This window comes from Limnoraphis robusta BA-68 BA1 (genome assembly GCF_034932365.1).
Taxonomy (GTDB): Bacteria; Cyanobacteriota; Cyanobacteriia; order Cyanobacteriales; family Microcoleaceae; genus Capilliphycus; species Capilliphycus robustus.
The window spans coordinates 1-21,017 of record NZ_JAYGHR010000005.1 but is presented as its reverse complement, the minus strand read 5'-3'; the positions used below and the strand labels follow the sequence as shown (position 1 = coordinate 21,017).

General features: G+C 41.0%; 15 protein-coding genes and 1 pseudogene. 13 read left to right on the top strand and 3 right to left on the bottom strand.

Annotated elements, in window-relative coordinates; all coding sequences use genetic code 11:
• The first annotated feature begins 84 nt into the window (after nt 1-84).
• The 8 genes from VB836_RS03890 to VB836_RS03855 all read left to right on the top strand — a co-directional run bounded on the left by VB836_RS03890 (nt 85) and on the right by VB836_RS03855 (nt 10,251).
• The gene (locus tag VB836_RS03890) at nt 85-2,601 is read left to right on the top strand and encodes a hypothetical protein (protein ID WP_323218098.1); all 2,517 of its coding nucleotides are present in this window, start codon (nt 85-87) and stop codon (nt 2,599-2,601) included.
• Nucleotides 2,602-2,917: 316 nt separating this feature from the next.
• Complete coding sequence (locus tag VB836_RS03885) at nt 2,918-4,342, top strand: hypothetical protein (RefSeq protein WP_323218097.1); 1,425 nt, start codon at nt 2,918-2,920, stop codon at nt 4,340-4,342.
• Between the two features lie 427 nt (nt 4,343-4,769).
• Nucleotides 4,770-5,255, top strand: coding sequence for an allophycocyanin subunit alpha (gene apcA, locus VB836_RS03880; RefSeq protein ID WP_323218096.1), 486 nt, complete (start codon nt 4,770-4,772; stop codon nt 5,253-5,255).
• Nucleotides 5,256-5,335: 80 nt separating this feature from the next.
• A complete protein-coding gene (apcB, locus tag VB836_RS03875) occupies nt 5,336-5,821 on the top strand; it encodes an allophycocyanin subunit beta (protein WP_046276870.1) in 486 nt (161 codons plus the stop codon).
• Nucleotides 5,822-6,070: 249 nt separating this feature from the next.
• A complete protein-coding gene (locus tag VB836_RS03870) occupies nt 6,071-6,274 on the top strand; it encodes a phycobilisome linker polypeptide (RefSeq protein WP_046276871.1) in 204 nt (67 codons plus the stop codon).
• Between the two features lie 141 nt (nt 6,275-6,415).
• A complete protein-coding gene (locus tag VB836_RS03865; RefSeq protein WP_323218095.1) occupies nt 6,416-8,647 on the top strand; it encodes a hypothetical protein in 2,232 nt (743 codons plus the stop codon).
• A 400-nt stretch (nt 8,648-9,047) separates the two neighbouring features.
• Nucleotides 9,048-9,437, top strand: coding sequence for an Hsp20/alpha crystallin family protein (locus VB836_RS03860; RefSeq protein ID WP_046276873.1), 390 nt, complete (start codon nt 9,048-9,050; stop codon nt 9,435-9,437).
• Between the two features lie 565 nt (nt 9,438-10,002).
• Complete coding sequence (locus VB836_RS03855; RefSeq protein WP_323218094.1) at nt 10,003-10,251, top strand: hypothetical protein; 249 nt, start codon at nt 10,003-10,005, stop codon at nt 10,249-10,251.
• A gap of 84 nt (nt 10,252-10,335) precedes the next feature.
• Here the strand turns inward: VB836_RS03855 and VB836_RS03850 are convergent, their stop codons facing one another.
• The gene (locus VB836_RS03850; protein WP_323218093.1) at nt 10,336-11,733 is read right to left on the bottom strand and encodes a TldD/PmbA family protein; all 1,398 of its coding nucleotides are present in this window, start codon (nt 11,731-11,733) and stop codon (nt 10,336-10,338) included.
• A gap of 351 nt (nt 11,734-12,084) precedes the next feature.
• Here VB836_RS03850 and VB836_RS03845 point away from each other — a divergent pair, with 351 nt between their 5' ends.
• Together VB836_RS03845 and VB836_RS03840 are read left to right on the top strand one after the other, a co-directional pair.
• Entirely contained in the window at nt 12,085-13,962 is a 1,878-nt protein-coding gene (locus VB836_RS03845) for a PIN-like domain-containing protein (protein WP_323218092.1), read from the top strand.
• Nucleotides 13,963-14,372: 410 nt separating this feature from the next.
• Nucleotides 14,373-16,118 (top strand): sensor histidine kinase, encoded by a 1,746-nt coding sequence (locus VB836_RS03840; protein WP_046280417.1) that lies wholly within the window; start codon nt 14,373-14,375, stop codon nt 16,116-16,118.
• Nucleotides 16,119-16,294: 176 nt separating this feature from the next.
• On the opposite strand, the gene VB836_RS03835 is transcribed toward VB836_RS03840, so the two are convergent.
• Nucleotides 16,295-17,611 (bottom strand): DNA cytosine methyltransferase, encoded by a 1,317-nt coding sequence (locus tag VB836_RS03835; protein ID WP_323218090.1) that lies wholly within the window; start codon nt 17,609-17,611, stop codon nt 16,295-16,297.
• A 102-nt stretch (nt 17,612-17,713) separates the two neighbouring features.
• Between VB836_RS03835 and VB836_RS03830 the strand changes: the two genes are divergently transcribed.
• From VB836_RS03830 to VB836_RS03820, 3 genes are all read left to right on the top strand, one after another.
• Nucleotides 17,714-18,373, top strand: a complete 660-nt coding sequence (locus VB836_RS03830; RefSeq protein ID WP_323218089.1) for a nuclease-related domain-containing protein — start codon at nt 17,714-17,716, stop codon at nt 18,371-18,373.
• Nucleotides 18,374-18,662: 289 nt separating this feature from the next.
• Nucleotides 18,663-19,658: a sigma-70 family RNA polymerase sigma factor gene (locus VB836_RS03825; protein ID WP_323218088.1), complete on the top strand. Its 996-nt coding sequence runs from the start codon at nt 18,663-18,665 to the stop codon at nt 19,656-19,658.
• A 107-nt stretch (nt 19,659-19,765) separates the two neighbouring features.
• Nucleotides 19,766-20,257, top strand: coding sequence for a GNAT family N-acetyltransferase (locus VB836_RS03820; RefSeq protein ID WP_046280414.1), 492 nt, complete (start codon nt 19,766-19,768; stop codon nt 20,255-20,257).
• A 266-nt stretch (nt 20,258-20,523) separates the two neighbouring features.
• Here VB836_RS03820 and VB836_RS03815 read toward each other — a convergent pair.
• A pseudogene (locus tag VB836_RS03815) lies at nt 20,524-21,017 on the bottom strand (hypothetical protein); the annotation flags it as partial.

The following is a 21,017-nucleotide window of genomic DNA, read 5'->3' as shown; positions in this document are numbered from 1 at the left end:
CAGTTTTTCACCACACACTTTCAGCAAGGGTTCGTGACTTTCTGAGAACTTTTTTGACAATTAACCCCCTTCGGACTAAATTTTATGAATACTGCAACCATTCTGTACATCAAAGGTGAATTTCAAAGTTTGTTGGACTCGATGAAAACGTTCTGCGAACAACCCCATGCTGTTGAACCGCAGACTATCGAGCAAATTAAAGCATTTTACAGTAAACTGCTCTGGATTAATAGTCCTCTCGAAAATGAACGAAGAAATCATCAAGCCTTTGGTGAACTGGATAAAATAGAGTTGATGTTTGCCAATGAATCCGAGCAAAATGCTTGGTATCAACGTCGAGAAAAGCTAGAGAAAATGATGGATCGAATGATCGATCACAGTTCGCTGTTGATACTGCTTTGCCAAATTATTCAGTTCGATCCTTCTCAAAAAACTTTTGATTTAGTTCTGCAATTGCTTCGCGAGATTATTTCGTTTATCCAGAAAGAACTTGCAAGTTTGGAAAGCGAAGATAGTCATTTAAACTACTCGATTAAAGATTTCCAGCGTTTAGAAGCCTCTCTGAACAAATTTGTCAGTCAAGCCGATCAAGTTCAAGGAGAACAAGCGGTAAAATTCATTGATGATCTCAAATCAAAAGTTCAGTGTTATCAGTTATTCGCTCAAGAACAATCGGAAAAGTTCGTGACTCAAGAAGCAGAGGTAAAACGACAAGAAGAATTGGAATTTAAACACCAGCAACCCGAAGAAATTAAACAGCAAATCACCGAATTAACAGGTCAAAATCAAGAAAAACTTCAAAACCGAGAAGCCAAACTTTTAGACAAAATTAACCAACTGCAAAAACAAATCACCGACTTAGAACGTCAACATCAACAACAACTTCAAAACCGAGAAGCCAAACTTTTAGACAAAATTAACGAACTGCAAAAACAAATCACCGACTTAGAACGTCAACATCAACAACAACTTCAAAACCGAGAAGCCAAACTTTTAGACAAAATTAACGAACTGCAAAAACAAATCACCGACTTAAAACGTCAACATCAACAACAACTTCAAAACCGAGAAGCCAAACTTTTAGACAAAATTAACCAACTGCAAAAACAAATCACCGACTTAAAACGTCAACATCAAGAAAAACTTCAAAACCGAGAAGCCGAACTTTTAGACAAAATTAACGAACTGCAAAAACAAATCACCGACTTAAAACGTCAACATCAAGAAAAACTTCAAAACCGAGAAGCTGAACTTTCAGTTAAATATCAAGAAAAACTTCAAAACCGAGAAGCCGAACTTTTAGACAAAATTAACCAACTGCAAAAACAAATCACCCAATTAAAAAGTCAGCAAACCGAAAACTATCAGGAACGATCAGCCCAACTTGTAACTCAAATTAACCAACTTCAACAGCAAATAGCTGAGGTACAGTGTCAACACCAAGAACAAACTCGTCAAGGACAAGCAGAATATACACTGAAAATTAACCAACTTCAACAACATATCGCCGAATTAAAAACTCAGGAAGCCGAAAACATCAAGCAACGAGAAGCGGAACTTTCACTTCAACATCAAGAACAACTTAACAATTATGAAAGTCAGTTAAAACTCCAACATCAAGAACAACTTCAAAACCGAGAAGCTGAACTTTCAGACAAAGTTAATCAACTGCAAAAACAAATCACCGAATTAAAAACTCAGGAAGCCGAAAACATCAAGCAACGAGAAGCGGAACTTTCACTTCAACATCAAGAACAACTTAACAATTATGAAAGTCAGTTAAAACTCCAACATCAAGAACAACTTCAGCAACGAGAAGCGGAACTTCACAGTCAATATCAAGAACAACTTCAACAACGAGAATCGGAACTAAGACAGGAAGAAAAAGAACGGATTAAAAAACAAATCAACGAGTTAGAAAGTCAAATCAAGGAACGAGAAATAAAAGCGAATATCGAGGCTCAAAATAACGAGAAAAAACCGGACAGCATCAAACAGACTTTCACTTTACCCCTTGTGTTAATTTTGCTGGTTCCCCTACTCGGAATAGTTGGTTTTTCAGCTCAAAATACGTTCAAAAGGAAACCGGAACAAAACACGGTGAATATTGTTGAAAAAGTCACCGGAGAAAACAACATCAAATCGGCTGAAAAATTAGCTTTAGAAGCGGGTGAGATGATCAAAAATTCACCGCATCCGCTCACGGTTTGGCAAACTGCACAAAATAAATGGCAAAAATCGATTCAATTATTAGAAGCTGTTTCTAATGATACAGCTAATTCTGAACAAATCCAAAATCAACTGGAAATTTATCGAACAGACTACAACTCCGTGACTCAAAAAATCGCCCAAGAACAAAAAGCCGTTAACAACTTAGAAGCGGCTCAAAAATTAGCCCTAGAAGCTTCTGTTATGGTGCAGAAACCTCCCTATCCGTTAACAGTTTGGCAAACCGCAGAGGAGCAATGGCAAAAAGCCGTTAATCTTTTAGAGAGTATACCCGAAGATGCTTTTATTGCAGCCGAAGCACAAGACAAATTAGACATTTATCGAACCAATTTGGAAATCATTCACCAACGAGTGAAAACAGAATCTCTGTAGCTTGGGTAGAACGAAGTGAAACCTAACAGTTAAAGAAAGTGAAACTAAACAATTATCTTTCACTGTTGGGTTTTGTACCTCAACCTAACCTACACAATAAGAGTGAAAATAGAATCTCTGTAGCTTGGGTAGAACGAAGTGAAACCTAACAGTTAAAGAAAGTGAAACCAAACAATTATCTTTCACTGTTGGGTTTCGTACCTCAACCCAACCTACACAATGAGTTGAAAATTTTTATAACATTTTGGCTAAACAGTTGATTTTTGTGGCAAACTAAAGTATTAACATGATCTCCAGGCGTTAGATGAGGTGCAGCATGAATACAGACTTACTGCTTCAGCTTAAACGAGAATTTCAGATTTTAGTTGAACAGATGAAAATTGTCTTCTGTCCTCAGAATGATATCCAACCACACGCCTATGATATTCTACAGTTCAAAGTTCCGTTGCAAAACCTTCGGAGTCGTTTGCAGACGGAAAAACAAAATCATGCAAATTTTGGAGATTTGGATAAATTAGAAATTCTCTGGGCTGATGAACAAACCAAGCAAAAATGGCATCAAAAACGAGATCAGCAAGAAGAACTTTTAGAACGTTTGTTGATCCATGATAATCTGCTTTTGTGTTTGGGTGACTTTATTCGATACAATTCTCACCGAGATCCTTTCAATCTAATTTCGGTTTTACATCATCTCCTCGAATTTATGGCGATTGATATTCGCCGCTATACTCACTTTCCCCATTTAGCGATCGCCTACGAAGGAATAGAAGCTTTACAGTCTAATATTAGACTGTTTATAAATCGTTTAAAAAAACAACTCACTCCCGCCGAGAAGCAAAAACAGAAAAGATTTTATTCTTTAATTTTAGAGTTAGAAGAATATCAGTCTATTATTCAACCGCAAACTGAACTATTTTCCCAAGAAAAAGCTGAGTTAGAACAGCAAAAGCAACAGTGGTATCAACAACAAGAAGAACTAAAAAACAGACAGCAAGCCGAGTTTGAACAACAAAAAGCTTGGTTAGAAGAACAAAAAGCTGCATTAAAGCGAGAACAGGAAGCGTTAATTCCGCCGAAAATAGACAGTTTTTCTCCTCTGAAGTCAGAGTTAAAATTAGATAAAAAACCTGCTAACCGCCCGAGAATGAGTTTAAGTCCCTTGCTATTATTAGCCTTTGTGACTGCGATTTTAGGCGGCATTCAATTCCTCCCCAAAGCCTCAGTCAACTCTCAACAAAAAATGAGTGTTTTGGCAGAAAATCAACCTCTTGAACTGCGATTAAAATCGGCTCAAGCTTTAGCAAGAGAAGCCAGCCAAACCGTAGAAAATCCACCTTTATCTTTAACCGCTTGGAAAGAAGCTCAAGGAAAATGGCAAGATGCGATCGCAATATTAGAAGAAATGCCCGAAAGTCAAGTTCAATCAGAACCCGTTCAACAACAATTAGCAATTTATCAAGAAGATTATAACTGGGCGAGTCAAAAGTTAATTCAAGAACAAACGGCGATCGCCAATTTTAACTCGGCGAAAAAGTTGGCGTTAGAAGCATCTGTTTTAGTGAAAAATCCACGTAATTCTTTAGAAGTTTGGCAACAAGCCCAAAACCAATGGCAAACCGCAATTAACTTACTAGAAACCATTCCAAATGATGCTTTAATTGCCCCTCAAGTTCAAGAAAAATTAGTCTTTTATCGGCTCAATTCTCAAGAAATCGAAAAACGAATTATGAATTATGAATGATCAATCTTCCCTGTCCCCTGTCCCCCGTTCCCTGTCCCCCGTCCCCTATCTTCAAGAATGAGAGGTAATGTAAAAAAATATTACGACACCACTAATATTGTGAACGTGACGCCTCAAAATACATCCGGTAGGTAGTAAAAATTGTTGGGCTACTGCTGTCCCAGCGAACTACCAGATTGGATCGTCAGGCAGGGAATGTAACTTTATGTTGCGATGCCACAAGCAGGGGCAACAGGTTAAAAAGCTGCAAGGCGGTACTGATCAGCCAAGTTGAGTGTCAAACGGCATCAGCTAGTCCTCTTGACAGGACAGCACTTAACAGGGTTTCATTCGGGTTAACCCCAAAAAATGATCAACCGCGACAACCCGACAAAGGTGAGTCGAGGGTTGAATCAAGAACACGTTAGCTAAAACTCTTTGGTAAAAAATGAGTATCGTCACTAAATCCATCGTGAATGCAGATGCTGAGGCTCGTTATCTCAGCCCTGGTGAGTTAGATCGAATCAAAGCATTTGTAACTTCCGGTGAGCGTCGGGTTCGTATCGCCGAAACCATGACCGCAGCTCGTGAGCGCATCATCAAGGAAGCTGGCAACCAACTGTTCCAAAAGCGTCCTGATGTTGTTTCTCCTGGTGGAAACGCCTATGGTCAAGAAATGACCGCAACTTGCTTGCGTGACTTGGACTACTACCTCCGTCTAGTAACCTACGGAATCGTAGCAGGTGACGTTACTCCCATCGAAGAAATCGGAATCGTGGGCGTTCGTGAAATGTACAAGTCTCTCGGTACCCCCGTCGAGGCTGTTGCAGAAGGAGTTCGCGCTATGAAGAGCGTTGCAACCTCCTTGCTGTCTGGTGAAGATGCTTCCGAAGCCGGATCATACTTCGATTATGTAATCGGTGCAATGTCATAGGATGATCTTTTGCTCCCCTGGAGCGAACATTCAAGAATCTTAGATTCAGCAGCAACACTTAAGGAATTATAAAGCCAATCATGCAAGACGCAATTACCGCCGTAATCAACTCCTCTGACGTTCAAGGAAAGTACCTGGACTCCAACGCTCTCGATAAGCTGAAAGCTTATTTCGCCACTGGTGAACTGCGCGTTCGTGCTGCAAGCACCATCAGCGCTAACGCCGCTTCTATCGTTAAAGAAGCAGTTGCTAAGTCTCTGCTGTATTCAGATGTTACCCGCCCGGGCGGAAATATGTACACCACTCGTCGTTATGCAGCTTGCATCCGCGACTTGGATTACTACCTGCGTTATGCTACCTATGCAATGTTAGCTGGCGATCCTTCTATCTTGGACGAGCGTGTACTCAACGGTTTGAAAGAAACTTACAACTCTCTGGGTGTACCCATCGGTTCCACCGTGCAAGCCATTCAAGCCATGAAAGAAGTGACTGCTGGTTTAGTCGGCGCTGATGCTGGTAAAGAAATGGGCGTTTACTTCGACTACATCTGCTCTGGCTTAAGCTAGAACTGTTTAAGAAGACGAACCTGTTCAACAGGGGTGTAGAATTTTGAATCGATTCTTTCCTTTGTTGAGTATTACTCAATCGTCTACAGCAAGGCTAGGGAAGTCCGTTGTGAGTGCTAGAGTGCTAAAGGCTTGTCTGAGTGAAATGATGAGTTTTCGTGAGCTAGTATTGACTCTGTGACTCCCAGCCTTCAATCGTTTAAAAAAGACTGTAAAGACTGGGAATTCTATTTTTGGAGAACCATTACCATGAGAATGTTTAAAGTCACGGCTTGTGTTCCGAGCCAAAGCCGTATCCGCACTCAGCGAGAATTACAAAATACCTACTTTACCAAATTAGTTCCTTACGATAACTGGTTCCGTGAACAGCAACGGATTATGAAAATGGGCGGTAGAATCGTTAAGGTTGAATTAGCGACGGGTAAGCCTGGAATGAATACAGGATTGCTGTAAGTATGTTCCCGCGCCACAACCCAAAACGGGTTTGGCGAGGGATGAGATCGGTTCGATCTCCCTACCGAACGACGAATCTCAGACTTTCAATTCTAATTCCTTTGTTATATCTTTTTGAGTTGCTCTCGTCAGCTATTATAAATGGGTGTAGCAGGACTTTGGCGGGAGATGCAGATGAAAAATTGGGAATTTCTGCTTCAAAGAGAAGGAGATACAACTTGGCTTCCTCTGGAAACTCCAGATGTGGAGATTTTAGAAGGGCGTTATCGGGTTGTCGCTCGTTCCGGTTATCCGAACGCTAAGATATCCGTCCGCATCACTCATCATGCTCTAGAAGAAACCCCTCCGGTTCGGCGTGTTCAAACTCGCACCACCAATACCTCAGCCGAGGGATTATTGATTGTTATTCCCTACACTCGTCTGAAGCCCGGAATCTGGGATCTGTCCTGTGATCCTCAACTTCAGCCCACTCTCGTTAGTAAATCTTCTGATAATTCGGTTAAACTGCGGGTTCTCTCCAATGACTCTGAACCGTTAGAGCAACCCCCCCACATTGATGAATCTTTGAGTTCCGACTCAGAATTTGAAACTCCTGATCTGTCGGAAAGTTCAGAAGAAATGACACAGACGACTTCTTCCGATAAACCCTTAGTTGAAGTCATTGATCAACGTAATACCACCTCTGAAACCCAACCTCCATCCCCCCAACAAGAGTTAACCGCAACTCCACAGACGGAACTCTCAAGCGATGATTCTGAACAAGCCGAAGCCTTGGATGTCTCACCCGTTTCCATCGTTGATATTGAATCGCTCAATGGCGATGATCAACCAGCCGTTACGCCCCAGTCGCCATCTCATTCGGGAATTGTTGAGGTACAACTCACCCTCGAAAAAGAATCCTACGTTGCCAAATTAGGACAGGCTTTGTTAATTTCTGGACGGGTTGAAGACGCTGAATCTTTTGAACCCTCAAATAGCCAACCCCTAGAACAGTCCATTGATCAGCCTTGTTTGCACGTTTATCTACGCGATCCCCATAATTCTAATATTTTACTGCACGTCCAACAGCCAATACCCCTATCAATTATCCCGATCGCCTTTTCCTGTTTAGTTTATCTTCCGTTTGAATGTAAAACTCGCCTGATTTTGGGAGAAATAATGATTTCGAGTAACGGTGTTCCTGTTACTAGCCATCTATTTACCATCGCCACTCAAGTTGAACATCTTCTCGACGCAATAGGAACTGACGTCAGTCCTGAAGAACAGATCGAGATCATAACCGATGAATCTGATCCGGTTGAACCGACAACTCGCTTACATCTGATCGATCCAAACGCCCTTCCCGAACCTGAACCCATATCAGAACCTTATTCTCGTCGTCCTACCGTTCCCGTTATTCAAGCCAATCCTCAAACCAATCAGCCCTTAACAACAGCGTCTTCTCTAGAACTCCCAAGCTTTGGTCATTTTCGCTCTGAGAATGCAAATCCTCCTGTAGAGGTGACTACTTCCTCCAAGAAAACAACTTCCGCTTCTTCTGAGTTGGCGGATGCGGAAATTCTCACCCCAACTGAAGAACCCTTGATGGCGACGAGCGCCTTTGAAGATGACTCCGACAGCAATGAAGAAAGTCAGTTCGTTCAAGTTTCACCCGTTGATCCGGCTTTTCAATCCTTAAATCTTGAAAATCGCTTTTGGTCACGCTTAAACGCTCTCGCTCAAGATCGAGACTTGTCTCAATGGATGAAGCAAGCCAAACCCACACCAATGCCTGAAACCTCCTTTATGCAAACTCGGGCTGAATCTCCCGAGACGGCTGTTGCTTCCCCATCGGTTCAAGCTGATCCGCTTTTTGTTCCCCTCGAAGATGATTTAGAATCTCAAGAAATTGTGGTGGATGACGAAGCCGTTGATGCGTCACCGTTGTCATATTCCCGAGAGCGAACCCTGCGGTTGGTAGACTCTCATCCCACTCAAGCGTCAACCTCCGAAACTTCAGCAACATTATCAGAAGATGAACCGATTGCACCTCCGATTTTAGAAATCATTAATCCAGAAATTATTGCAGGTCGAACGGTGAAAGTTCGGGTGCGTATGAATGAGAATTTACCGCGAATTTATGTCAAAATATGGGTGTACGATCGCCAATCTCGGACTATTGTAGACGGGCCGCGCTGGTTAACTGAGTTTTCACCGAATGGTTTTAACCAAATTGAAACAACGGTGAACTTAGAGATTGCTTACGGTAGTTTAGAGGTTCAATTTGAGGCGATCGCAGTTGAAATGCAGACTCAACGAGAAAGTCATAAAGTCATCGTCGAACGTTCTGTGATTCCTCCGGCGGCTCCAACTTTACCTCTAGAGGAGAAATGAGTTGAGAAAAGGTCTTGACAATTCCCGATCTACAGACACTCAAATCCTCTTAAGTCAAGTGGGCGATTTTCTAGTCAAATAGCAAGATCGTTTCGAGTTTCTTTCTTTTTAAGAGTCTGTTTTTAAACACGCACTCATTTTTGATGGGTAAAATTCGTTATCCTACGGGTTTTACCTGGGTTTTATAGCACTACGCAAATTGGTTAGGACATTTTTAGATTCTGAAACCCTTTCATAGTCTGCTGATCCGGTGTTCCCTGTTCCCCGTTCCCTGTTCCCTAGCGCGTAGCGCTATAACAGTTGAAAAAAACGAGTCGATTCATCTCATCTGATCCTCATCGGATTTGAGATCCATCTCGATTTTTAAATAAGCATTGAAAATTTTTTGAGGAGTTTAAACATGGTACTGAAACACTATCAATCCTTTCAAGATCAAGAGGATATTGGGCGTCAAGTTCATCAAGTTTTTAATCAACCCGAACAGTGGGGAAATTCTCATCCTCAAGTTCCGGTTATTAAGTTGAATGAAGCCGAAGATACGATTGTTGTCAAAGCGATCATACCCAGCTTAGATGAAAAAAGTTTAGAAATGCAAGTGACTCCGGAATCAATTGTACTTTCAGGAAACTTGTATCATCGTCAACGCCAAACAGAATCCCCATCTAACGAGCGAAAATTTAGTCAAAAGTTTCGCAAAGTGATCGCCCTTCCCCAACCCATCCTCACTCCAGACATCAAAACCAACTATGTGAATGGTATTTTGACTCTGATTTTACCCAAAGCTTCCTAAGCAATCAATCAAACTGAGATTTTCCTAGTTTTCTTCTTGAATTGACTCGCAGAATTTGAAACAACGCGAATCTTATCGTTTTCAATCGGAGCAAATTCAAGATTTCTAGGATTTAAAAACCTCAATAATTATTAGATGTCCCGTCAACTCGCTTGGCGGGATTTTAATTGCAAATTTTTTTTATTTATGGGTGTCATTTGTGATGAATACTCGATTAACAAAGCTGTTGATGATTTTAACCGGATTTAAAACAGACAGTCTGTATTAGAGAGTGGACACACTAATACGGACAGACTCATGCGGTTCTACACTTTCATCCTGTTATTCAGCGTCCTCTCAATAGTTTGGGCTAATGCAACTAAAGGTGTCAAAGCGGGTTCATGGTTGCTCGTTCAAGAGAGCGGTGAAGTTAGCTGTACTACTAATTGTCCTGATCCTAATCGCGGAAGTGGACGCTAATCTAGAACGTCATCAAGAAGTAACAAAGAGAGATTTGTTCAAGCGGATTGAGGGAATTGATTTTTAACTTTTTCCTGATCAGATCACAAGGTAACTGTACTCAGATGTGACCCCTCTAGCCCTGCTAAAATCTGCTTTAGTTTCTGTTTTTAGCTTACTGTCTTCTAGCTTGGTCGCTTTTTCCCCATTTTTCCAACAAGTTTCTCTTGCTGAATCGCCGCTCAATAGCAAACTCGAATTGTTTCCGGTTCCATCCGATTTAAAGGGGTCTTTCCAAGAACAAAACGAACAGAACACAGAAGATTCTACACCAGATGCGAGTCGAGGTGAGAGTCGTCGAACTTCATCATATTGACATCCTCCCCCGCTCAACCCGGAATTCCTCTGTAGGAATTCCGATATTTTTTGCGGGCTGATGGTAAAGTCTAGCGAGAAAAGATTAGGAAACTTCGCCCCCGACAACCACATTGCGAATTCTTAAACTAGGCCCTCCACAACCCACAGGTAAACCATTTTGTCCGCCTTTTCCACAACCGCCAGATTCATCCCAATAAAAATCATTTCCAATGGCTTCAATATCCGCTAAGGTTGTGAATACATTGCCAGATAACGTGACATCTCGTACAGGTTCAGCTAGCTTCCCATTCCGAATCATCCACGCTTCACCCGCACTAAAGGTAAACATTTCACCATTGGTCATTCCGCCTAACCAATTGCGTGCATAAACCCCTTCCTTGACTTCACTGAATAAATCCTCAACCGCCGTATCTCCTCGTTCGATCCAAGTATTCGTCATCCGAACCAGAGGCGGATAATGATAATTTATACAACGAGCATTTCCAGTCGGAGTTTCTCCTAACTTTCCGGCGGTTTCTCGAGAGTGCAGACGACCCACTAACGCCCCATCTTTAATTAATTGCGTTGTTGTTCCTGGGGTTCCTTCATCATCGTAAAAATAGCTTCCGCGATGTCCAGGCGGTTCCGCCCCATCAAAAATTTGCAGGTTTTTCGGCCCAAACTGACGCCCTAATGTCATCACTTCCAATAAATCAGGATTTTCATAGGTCATGTCCGCTTCCGAAAGATGACCAAAGGCTTCGTGAACAAATAAACCGGTTAAAATCGGATCAATCACAACGGTGTAGGTATTTCCCTTAACCGGAGGAAGCGCCAAGGAATTCACCGCCCGTTGCGCTGCACTCTGAACTTGATCATCAAGCTGAGTTAAATCTTCATAGGCGCGACGTGATCCGGTGGTTTCCCGTCCTGTTTGTACGGTTTCCCCATTCCGCGCGGTGGCGGCGAAGCGCATTTCCATATCTACCCAAGCTTGTTCGAGGACAGTTCCTTCAGAAGTCGCCAGGAGAATGCGTTGGGTGCTGTCACTATACCGAACGGAAATGGTGGTAATTCGGGGGTCAACACTCCGTAGAATGTGACCATAGCGATCGCAAAGTTCTTTTTTCTGAGCGAGGGGAACTTGACGGGGATCAGTTCCAGTTAAGGGCAAAATGCGAGTTTCTTGTACAATCGGAATCGGGGCGAGGAGGGTTTCTTCTTCTCCAATTAGTTTCGCCGCAGTCATCGCTTCAGAAATGCGTTCTTCTAGCCCTTCGAGTCGATTAAAACTGGCAAAACCCCAACCGCCTTTGTGACAGGCGCGAACTTGTCCACCAATAGAGAGTCCTTCACTTAAGGTTTCAATGCGATCGCCTCTTAATAAAATATCGGTTTCTTCCGCTTCTTCGACTCGAATTGCTAAATAATCAACCTGAGTACGGTAGCGTTCTATTAAATCACCCAGTAAATTTTTCAGATCCGTGAGCAAGGTCGGCATAATTTGCTGCAACGTTGACAGTATGTTTCTACTATTTTGTATCAGACTAGGGGTATTAAGTGTTCGGTTTGTTGTTGCGCTTTAGCGCAGCGTGACCTCTCAGGTGTCCAGTGTTCAGTCGTGTTGGGTGTAAACTCTTGCAGTAAGCGTGGGTTTTGTTACTGGAGTTGGGCCTCCACTTTGAACAATCAGTCAATAGGTGAGGTATATTTTAAATAAGTAGCTTACTTTAGACTCCAGTAACGCCTACATGGGTTCAATGGCGATGGGGATTGAGTTGGCTGTAAAGGTTAGCGATCGCATTCTTAATATTTGATCAAATTACAATTAATTATTTAAGGAGTATGAGCAATGAAAGATTTATTCCAGTATTATCCTTTGACCAAAGACCAGTATAGAGAACTATGGGAAAAATGTACTTTTATTTTAGATACAAATGTTTTGCTAAATTTCTATGAATACACCGACAAAACACTCGAAGATTTTTTCAAGGTTTTGGAAAAGTTTAAAGATCGGTTATGGATTCCTCATCAAGTTGCTCTCGAATATCACAAAAATCCAAAATCCCGAATCCAAACGATGAATAAACGTTATGAAAAAATCAATAATGATCTCGACCAAATCAAGCGATCAATTCCTGAAGAAGAAGAAGGACTAAAAGAGAGTTTTGATAACTTTTATGAAAGGCTAGAAAAATATCAGCAATCTTTCTTAGAAAACAGCAGATTGGAAAATGTAGCACAAAAAATTGACGGCTTGTTTCCAGTAGAAAATATCGGTGAAAAACCCGAAAATCAAGCGGAATTAGATGCAATATATAAAGAGGGCGAAGAAAGATATAAAAAAAAGGTTCCCCCGGGTTTTACAGACAGTGGTAAACCCGATTCATACGACCGCTTTGGATTGAAATTTGAGTGCAAATATGGGGATTTAATTCTTTGGAAACAAATCTTAAAACAAGTTCAAAATCAATCCCTGAGTCATATTATTTTTATTACATTTGATAACAAAGAAGATTGGTGGAAAATAGAACAGCGTCAAACATTAGAGCCGCGTCCAGAATTAACAAAAGAAATTTTAGATGCAGGTGCTTCGATGTTCCATATGTATAAGCCAGAGCAGTTTTTGAAGTACGCTCTGGAATATTTTGATATAGAAATCCAAGAAGAATCCATACAGCAAGTTGAAGAAGTTTCGGCTATGAACAATGATAGTGAACTCTCACAACCTGTGAAGTATGAAATTGGTACTTTACCCCTGCACAAGTTGTTGATTCTAGGCGATAATAGAGAAAAAATTATTTATCCAGCTTTTTTCAAAGAGTTGGTTGAAACCTATTGGAATAACATAGCTTTAGTGATTCCGGTAGTTTCACTTGAAGACTTCTATCAAGACTCCTACTTTGATTTGATCAATAGAGGGGGTACTGTAGACTGGTTATTTGCAATTGTGCCGAACCTTAATCATCCTCTTGATGTGGACTGGATTTTTGTAAGACCCCTCCAAGCCCATCCTTGGGGTTATGGTGAACACCCAGCCAAAAGTAACTTTAATGGGGGTGGGTCAACATATTGTTTTATAGAGATTTTACGAGTAATTGAAACTCTAGCTAAAGATGACCGAGTGCAAAATAGGTATTGCTATTTACCAGAGTTATATAACGTTAATTCCTCAAAAAATTTGGAATTTTTGTATGATTTTGACCTTTTTCGTGCTGCTCGACGTTTATTAAATTCAAGCAGGCCATCCTTTGACAATATTTATGACAAACAGCGAGATATAGAAACGACCCTATGTTTAGGCTTGTATGGTTGTTCAGAAACCACACTAAGTATGCAATGGAGAGTAGAATCTTTACGCAGCAACAAGTTTTGGATGTCAACAACAACTGAACTTGCTGATCAAGTAACATTGGCATTGAGATTGTCAGGAAAATCAGATTGTTATACTGAAGTGGCAACCTCAGAGGCTTTTGAACAGTGGATGGGTGGTGATATGGGTCTGGATGATTACAAATATAAAAGACAACCTTTGTTGATCAGATATGCAGATGATGTTTTATTTTGTGAGCCTCCAAGTCTAATACCTGCCTGTTATGATGCTTATTTCTTAGATTGCGTCAATCAGCAACTTGAGAGATTAGGTCGAAATGGCGGAGATCCTGAACCCACCCTACGGGCTTGGGGTATTAATCCTCAAGATGATCGATTCAAGTTTTTGTTTGACTGATAGTGAGTTTTTTGTGAGTTCCTGTAAGTGATGTTGGCGATCGCGGTGTGATGCGTCAAATGTGAGGGTGGGTTTACAAGGGTTATTCGATGAGAGACAGATATTTAGGGCGCAAGCCTTGCGCCCCTACAACATTGGTCACTGGTCACTGTTCACTGTTTACTGTTCACTGGTCACTGGTCACTGATAACTGGTCACTGTAAAAGCGGTGATTGCGACTAATTGGTTCGGTTCTACGAATCTCTAAGACGTTCAAATTAGATATCCTGAGAGTCATATAGGACGTTAAGAATGTTGAATTATAGCGTCGAAGGTTCAGTCTTCCAACTTCTATATTAAAAGTTTATATCGGCTAGGCTGGAATTAAGTTAACAATGAAATTTTTGCAGTTTCGAGGAAAAAGGCAGGAGATGACTGTGAACCAGCTTCTACCAACGATTAGTGAAATTTTAGCGCGTGAAGGGTTAGAGGCTTCTTTTGATGTACAACGGATGACCGGAACCGCTTCCGAGTCTAATCCTTACACAGTTTATTATGCCAGTAAACAACGACTTAAAGCTGAACGGGAGTGGTGTGGTGCTGTCAATGCACTCAATCAACTCCTTAGACAAGTGATTATACAACAAGGTCGGGAGCGATCGCGGGCTGATTATTCTGAAGTGAGAAAAAAAGATTTGACTGCTGTTGAGGAAAAACAGAGGTTAATTCTCGATAGACTCCCACCAACTGATAAAACGCCTCAAGCTTTAGAATTTTCGGCTTGTCAGGGATTAGTGGTGTCTGGCCCGTCTCCGATTTTAATTCATCCGGCGCTAGCGTTGAATTTTGCGACGCAAGTTTTTATTCCTCAGATACCGGGTTGGGAAGGCTTTTCAGTACCAACTCAACAAACATTACCTTTACTTCCGACTTCTGAAGGATGTTCGGCTTCGGTTCCCCCAACTTTTGCGTTTCCGCTACTACGAGAAGATCCGCAAGCCAGTGAACCGTTTTGTATTGTATTAACCTCTCGGTTTAGTTTAGTGATGGTTTTGGGGGAAGATAGCAAAGGTTGTCCTGCGTTTCAATTTTCTTTTGATCCCGATGTCGTTAAACAAGCGTTAGAATTGTTGCGCCAGAGAACACAGTCTATTGATTCTCAAGCTGATTTGAAGTCTTCTGATGGAATCGCTTTGACGGCGGTATTTGACAGTTGGATCGAAAAATTTACTCCTGTTGAACCCAGCTACAAAACCGTGATGGAATTCTCTCGTTTACTGTTAGAAAATTTACCGTTAGACTCAGAAAAACCCCGGCAAGCTGTGAAAATGCTGAGTCCGGCTTCTAAACCTAAATCTAAGTCTCAAGCGATTTTTGTAAACGTCTGTGATCCTCAACATTCTAACGGTCATTTACCCAACAATTCAACCGCTTGTGAGGGGAATTTTGATGCTTCTCAGGTTGAATTGCTACAAGCGATCGCCCATGAAGTTCGTACACCGCTAGCAACGATTCGCACGTTAACTCGATTATTATTGAAGCGTCAAACTTTAGATCCAGAAACGGTTAGAAAACGCTTAGAGATGATTGATCATGAGTGTACCACACAAATTGATCGGTTTAATCTAATTTTTCGAGCCGTTGAGTTAGAGTTATCACAAGTTAAACAAGACACTGAAAATCCGACCCAAAAATCTTCTGTTCAACTCACGCCGATGTCGTTAGGAGATATCTTTCAAAGTAGTCTCCCGCGTTGGCAAAAACAAGCGACTCAACGCAATCATACTTTAGAAGTGAGTTTACCTCAAAAGCTGCCCCATGTTGTTAGTGATCCGACGATGTTGGATCAAGTTCTCACGGGAGTGATTGAGAATTTTACTCGCAGTTTACCATCAGGAAGTCATATTCAAGTGGAAGTTCGTCTTGCTGGACATCAGTTAAAATTGCAACTAGAATCTCAATCTAAATCTCAGCCAACTTGTCCGTTTGGAAGTGCGGCTAAGTCTTCTCTGAAGTCACTTGGGCCGTTATTAATGTTCCAGCCTGAAACGGGGGCGTTAAGTTTAAATATGGCGGTTACAAAGAATCTATTTGAGGCGCTTGGCGGTAAATTAGTGGTGCGACAACGACCCCAACAGGGTAAAACAATGACGATTTTCTTACCGTTAAAAAGTTAAACTTATTCTGTTGGATGTGTCAAATTCCTAAATTTATTTTTCATTGAATTAACTCACCTCAAAGAGAAAGAAGAAAAACCACTAAGACACAGAGACACAAAGAGAAATTTTTCTTGAGATTTGTGTCTTTTTTTTGACTAATATTGAGGGTTTAGCAAATCTAAGAAACCCGGTTTCTAACTCGTGATGGTTTGGCACATCTTGCGTGTTCTTGGTGCGATAACATTAGGATCTACACCATAATATTTTGCGGCTTTCGACATATCAAACTGCAATAATTCTTCATCTCCTAGTTTTATTTTATATTGGGGTTTTTTAGGTTTAATATTCAATAATTTAATAATTTCAGTCGCAACAGCTTGGGCGAGTAAAGGCGGAACTGAGTTGCCAATTTGTCGAAAACCGTGCCATTTTGTGACATGAAATCTAAACCAGTCGGGGTAAGAATGCAGTCTAGCGGCTTCTCTGACGGTTATACATCGAGGGGTAAATGGATGAATGGGACGAGGGGAAGTATGAGCGCCTCTATTTGTAGGAGTTCCCGCCCTTAAGGTATTACATAAACCGTCTGGATGAAGTTTATGAAATCGGCTAATGGATTCTGTTTTTCCGGGTGGTGTTTCTGCAAATCTTTTAATAGATTCTAATGTGTGTTCGGTTCTTAAACTAGAAGTGAGTCGTTGAGAATTATATTCACGAGGATAGGAATAGTCCTGTTTATTTTTCATCATTCCTCTCAATATTTTACCATAGATACTGGCTTTAGAGAAACGAACATCAGCCCAATCTTGTTGGGTTAATTCGGGATAATTTTCTACTTCGGGTAAGTCTTGTAAGGCTTCTCTAACGGTGGGAGTTTGGGGAAGATGAGCATAACATTTTGGGACTTTAGAATGAGGAGGTTGAGAGGTTGCTTCAGGATAACGAGGTAAAGCCAAATCTGCTCGACATCCTAATAAAAATAACCGTTCTCTATTCTGAGGAACACCATAATAAGCTGCATTTAAAACTTGGTAGGGTTGCTGAACTTTATAACCGTAATATTCAAATTTATGAATCAATTCTTGAATAAACATCTGATGGTTTCCTGATGCCATCCCTTTGACATTTTCAAAAACAAAAAATTGGGGTTGGAGTTCAGCGACTATTCGCACAAAATGAAAAACCAACAAATTTCGAGGATCTTCTAACAAACGTTTTCCGATCAGTGAAAATCCTTGACAGGGTGGCCCACCAAATACAACGTCTATTTCTTGATTTTGAATACCAGAATTATATCGAATAAATTGACCGGAAATTGTGCTAACATCTTGACATAAAATTGACCATAACGGAAAATTATATTGGTGAACTGCACAATGAATCGGATCGATTTCAACGGCGGCGAGAACGTCAAAACCCGCCTGTTCAAAGCCGAGTGTCATTCCACCCGCTCCCGCAAATAAATCAACAGCAATAGGTCTTGTTTTGACGGGTGTAAGCTGATCTGGCATGATTGAAATTAATGATCGAGATCTCACAGGTAAGGTTGATTATAACATCATCGTAAGATCAGAATCTGTAGAGTCGAACTATTCCTAATTATAAATTGACTGATGGATAATCACAGTAACCACAAACAAGCCGGGGAATTTGTTCATCAGATGAGTGTACAGCGTCGTCACAAGGCGATGCGTTTTTATTTAATTGCGTTGGGTTTTGTTGTCGCAGTTTTGTTGATTATTGTACTATTTAAACCCTTGAGTTTGGGATTTTTACTGGGTTTAGTCGGAGGAGTTTCAGCTTATTACTTTTGGAAAAAAGGTGAATATTGGATGAGACGTTCTGATCAAGCTTTAGTAGGTGCAAAAGCGGAACGGGAAGTCGAAGTCATTCTTCAGCTTTTAACGGGTAAAAATTGGAAAATCGAATACAATCTTCGTTTAAAACGAGGGGGAGATGCGGATGTCGTTTTATGTTCACCTCAAGGAAATTGGTATGTGATTGATGTGAAGTCTCATAAAGGGATTATTATTCGTGAAAAAAATTATCTCAAACGGGTAAAGGGTCGTCAGGTTTATGATTTTAATGAGGGAGATTTGTTAACGAAAGTTCGAGGTCAAGCGGCGGAGGTGGCCAAACTAAAACAAGCCCAATGGGTTACACCTATGTTATGCTTTACCCAAGCTAAGGTTAAGATTTCCAAAAATTATATTAATGGCATTTATATTGTTGAGAAGACTGACTTAATCCGAATTCTAGAAAAACTAGGATGAGCAATTTCTAGGGATTTCAGATTGTTGTAATTTAATCCGTCTCATTAGTAACAATCATCAAAATTACTCTGTGACATTATGTAAAGTTAGTTCACTTTTACTTTCACAAGTTGAAATTCTATTTGCTCAGAGGATGAAATCTATTTTAGCATCGGTACATTGAAGAGATGAGAAAATAGGATTATAATGTCAGAATATGTCGTGAACTAAAAGCCTCAAATCCTGCGAACCCATGATGCGGTGACGCTACAATTTCAGCAAAGCCAACCTCAAACGGGAGGATTTTCCGATGAACTCCGAGACTGCAACTTTTCCGACGACAGAAAATTTCATCAAAATGGATGATGCTGTAGGGGCATTATTCAAAGGGATGGCTCGTTATCCTCTATTGAAAGGCAGTGAGGAAATCGAACTCGCCCGACAGATTAAAGCGTTAGTGACGCTTGAGGCGTTACAAGAGGAATTAAAAAATCAACTGGGAAGATGTCCTAAAAAGACAGAATTAGCAGAGGCGGCGCAATTGAGTGAAGCTGAAGTCAATCATCAGTTTCATCAAGGTATAATCGCCAAACAGAAAATGATCAGCTCGAATTTGCGATTGGTGGTTTCGATTGCCAAACGTTATATTAATAGAGGTGTTCCGTTCCTGGATTTGATTCAAGAAGGCGCATTGGGGTTAAACCGAGCCACTGAAAAATTTGATCCCGATAAAGGATATAAATTCTCCACCTACGCTTATTGGTGGATTCGTCAGGGAATTACCCGCACCATTGCTAATCAAGGACGAACGGTTCGTCTTCCGGTTCATGTGGTAGAACAACTCAATAAATTACAAGGAATCCATCAAGATTTAAGACGTAAACTTCGTCGAAAACCGACAGAAGAGGAACTAGCCGAAGCATTATCTATTTCCCCTCAACAACTGCGTCTGCTTGAACAAGTGCGTCGCAAATCTTTGTCTCTCAATCATCGGATTGGTTCGGAAGAAAATTCAGAATTAATGGATTTACTCGAAGACTATGAAACCCTTTCTCCCGAATCACGAATTAATGAATTGATGATGCGACAAGAGTTGCTGGAAGTGTTACGTTCGGTTTTAAATGAACGAGAACAAGATGTTTTATCCCTGCGTTATGGTTTAGCGACAGGTGTAGCTTACACTTTAGAAGAAGTGAGTGGGATGTGTAGTCTCTCTCGGGAGCGAGTGCGCCAAATTCAAGCAAAAGCCATGCGAAAATTACGCCGTCCTCATGTAGCTGAACGGTTAAAAGGTTGGATTAAGTAAGATTGGGGATTGGGTTCGCGAACATTTTGAATTATCATAGGAGAACTGACAGTTTGTCAGCAGAGATTCTATCTGTTTGAGCGAACCAATCCTCTCTAGGTTTTACAATGTCTTCAGGCTTGATTTTGCGTTTTGCGACACCCGATGATGTTCCCGCTATTTTTGAGTTAATTAAAGCCCTAGCTGAGTATGAGAAATTATCTCATCAGGTGAGTGGGAGTGTTGAGGAGTTAAAACAACATCTGTTTGGTGAACATCCTTATGCTGAGGTGGTGTTAGCGGAGTTAGAGGAAAAAGCGGTTGGTTTTGCTCTATTTTTCCATAACTATTCTACCTTTTTAACGCGACCAGGACTTTACTTAGAAGATTTATTTGTATTACCTGAATATCGCCGTCAGGGAATTGGTAAAGCCCTGATTGTTTATGTAGCCAAGTTAGCGGTATTGCGAGGTTGTGGACGCTTAGAATGGAGTGTTTTAGACTGGAATCAACCTGCAATTGATTTCTATAAATATATGGGTGCCTCTATCCTCGAAGATTGGCGAATTTGTCGGGTGACAGGTGAAGCCCTCACTCAACTCAGTAACACAAAAAGTTAACCGTCTTTCCTCTGAATTAGCGGTTAGTTTCCTCCAAAAAACCCTGCATATAGTCATATTAACGAGAAATAGGATTAGATTCTATCCAGAAAGATTAGAGGGAGAAATCATTATCATCGGAGGTGACGAAACAGAAGAACCTATCCCCCAACTCCTCTTATACGAGGTTAGGGGAGACATTTCCCTCCTTTTAGGGGGGACTGAGGGGGGTAATTCCACCTCAGCAGTTCAGAAACAAGTTCATTATTAATTAGCTGAAAATCGCTTTATTCCTCAGAATTACATTGATTTGGGAGAGGTTGAGGTTGACGCTGAACTCCCGTTTGTGTAGGGTCATAACCCACTAAAATAACGTCTCCATTCTCATCTCTTATCCATCCCCTCGCCGGAACAATAGTTCTAGAATCAATAGGATTATTATCTCGTTTTTTTGATTGTTGTTGACGACTTCGGGAAGAACGATTAACTGAAGGAGTCACAGGTTCAATCAGAGATAATTCTAACTCGGGAACTGCAAATAAATCTTGAATGGGGTTGAATGCAATACCGCCTCGTCCAGTAATAATAAATTGACTGTCTCCTCTTTGTTTGCAGGGGTCTTGAGCGATTAATGCAGCCGGGTCAACGACTTGGACTTGAGTTGATTCTGGCGGGTCAAAATTGAGAGTATCATCAATAGAAAGTTCTCCAGCAGCATTAATAATACTATTTTGAGATTGTAAAACTGCTAATTCGGCACTTTCCAAAGGACGAATATTAA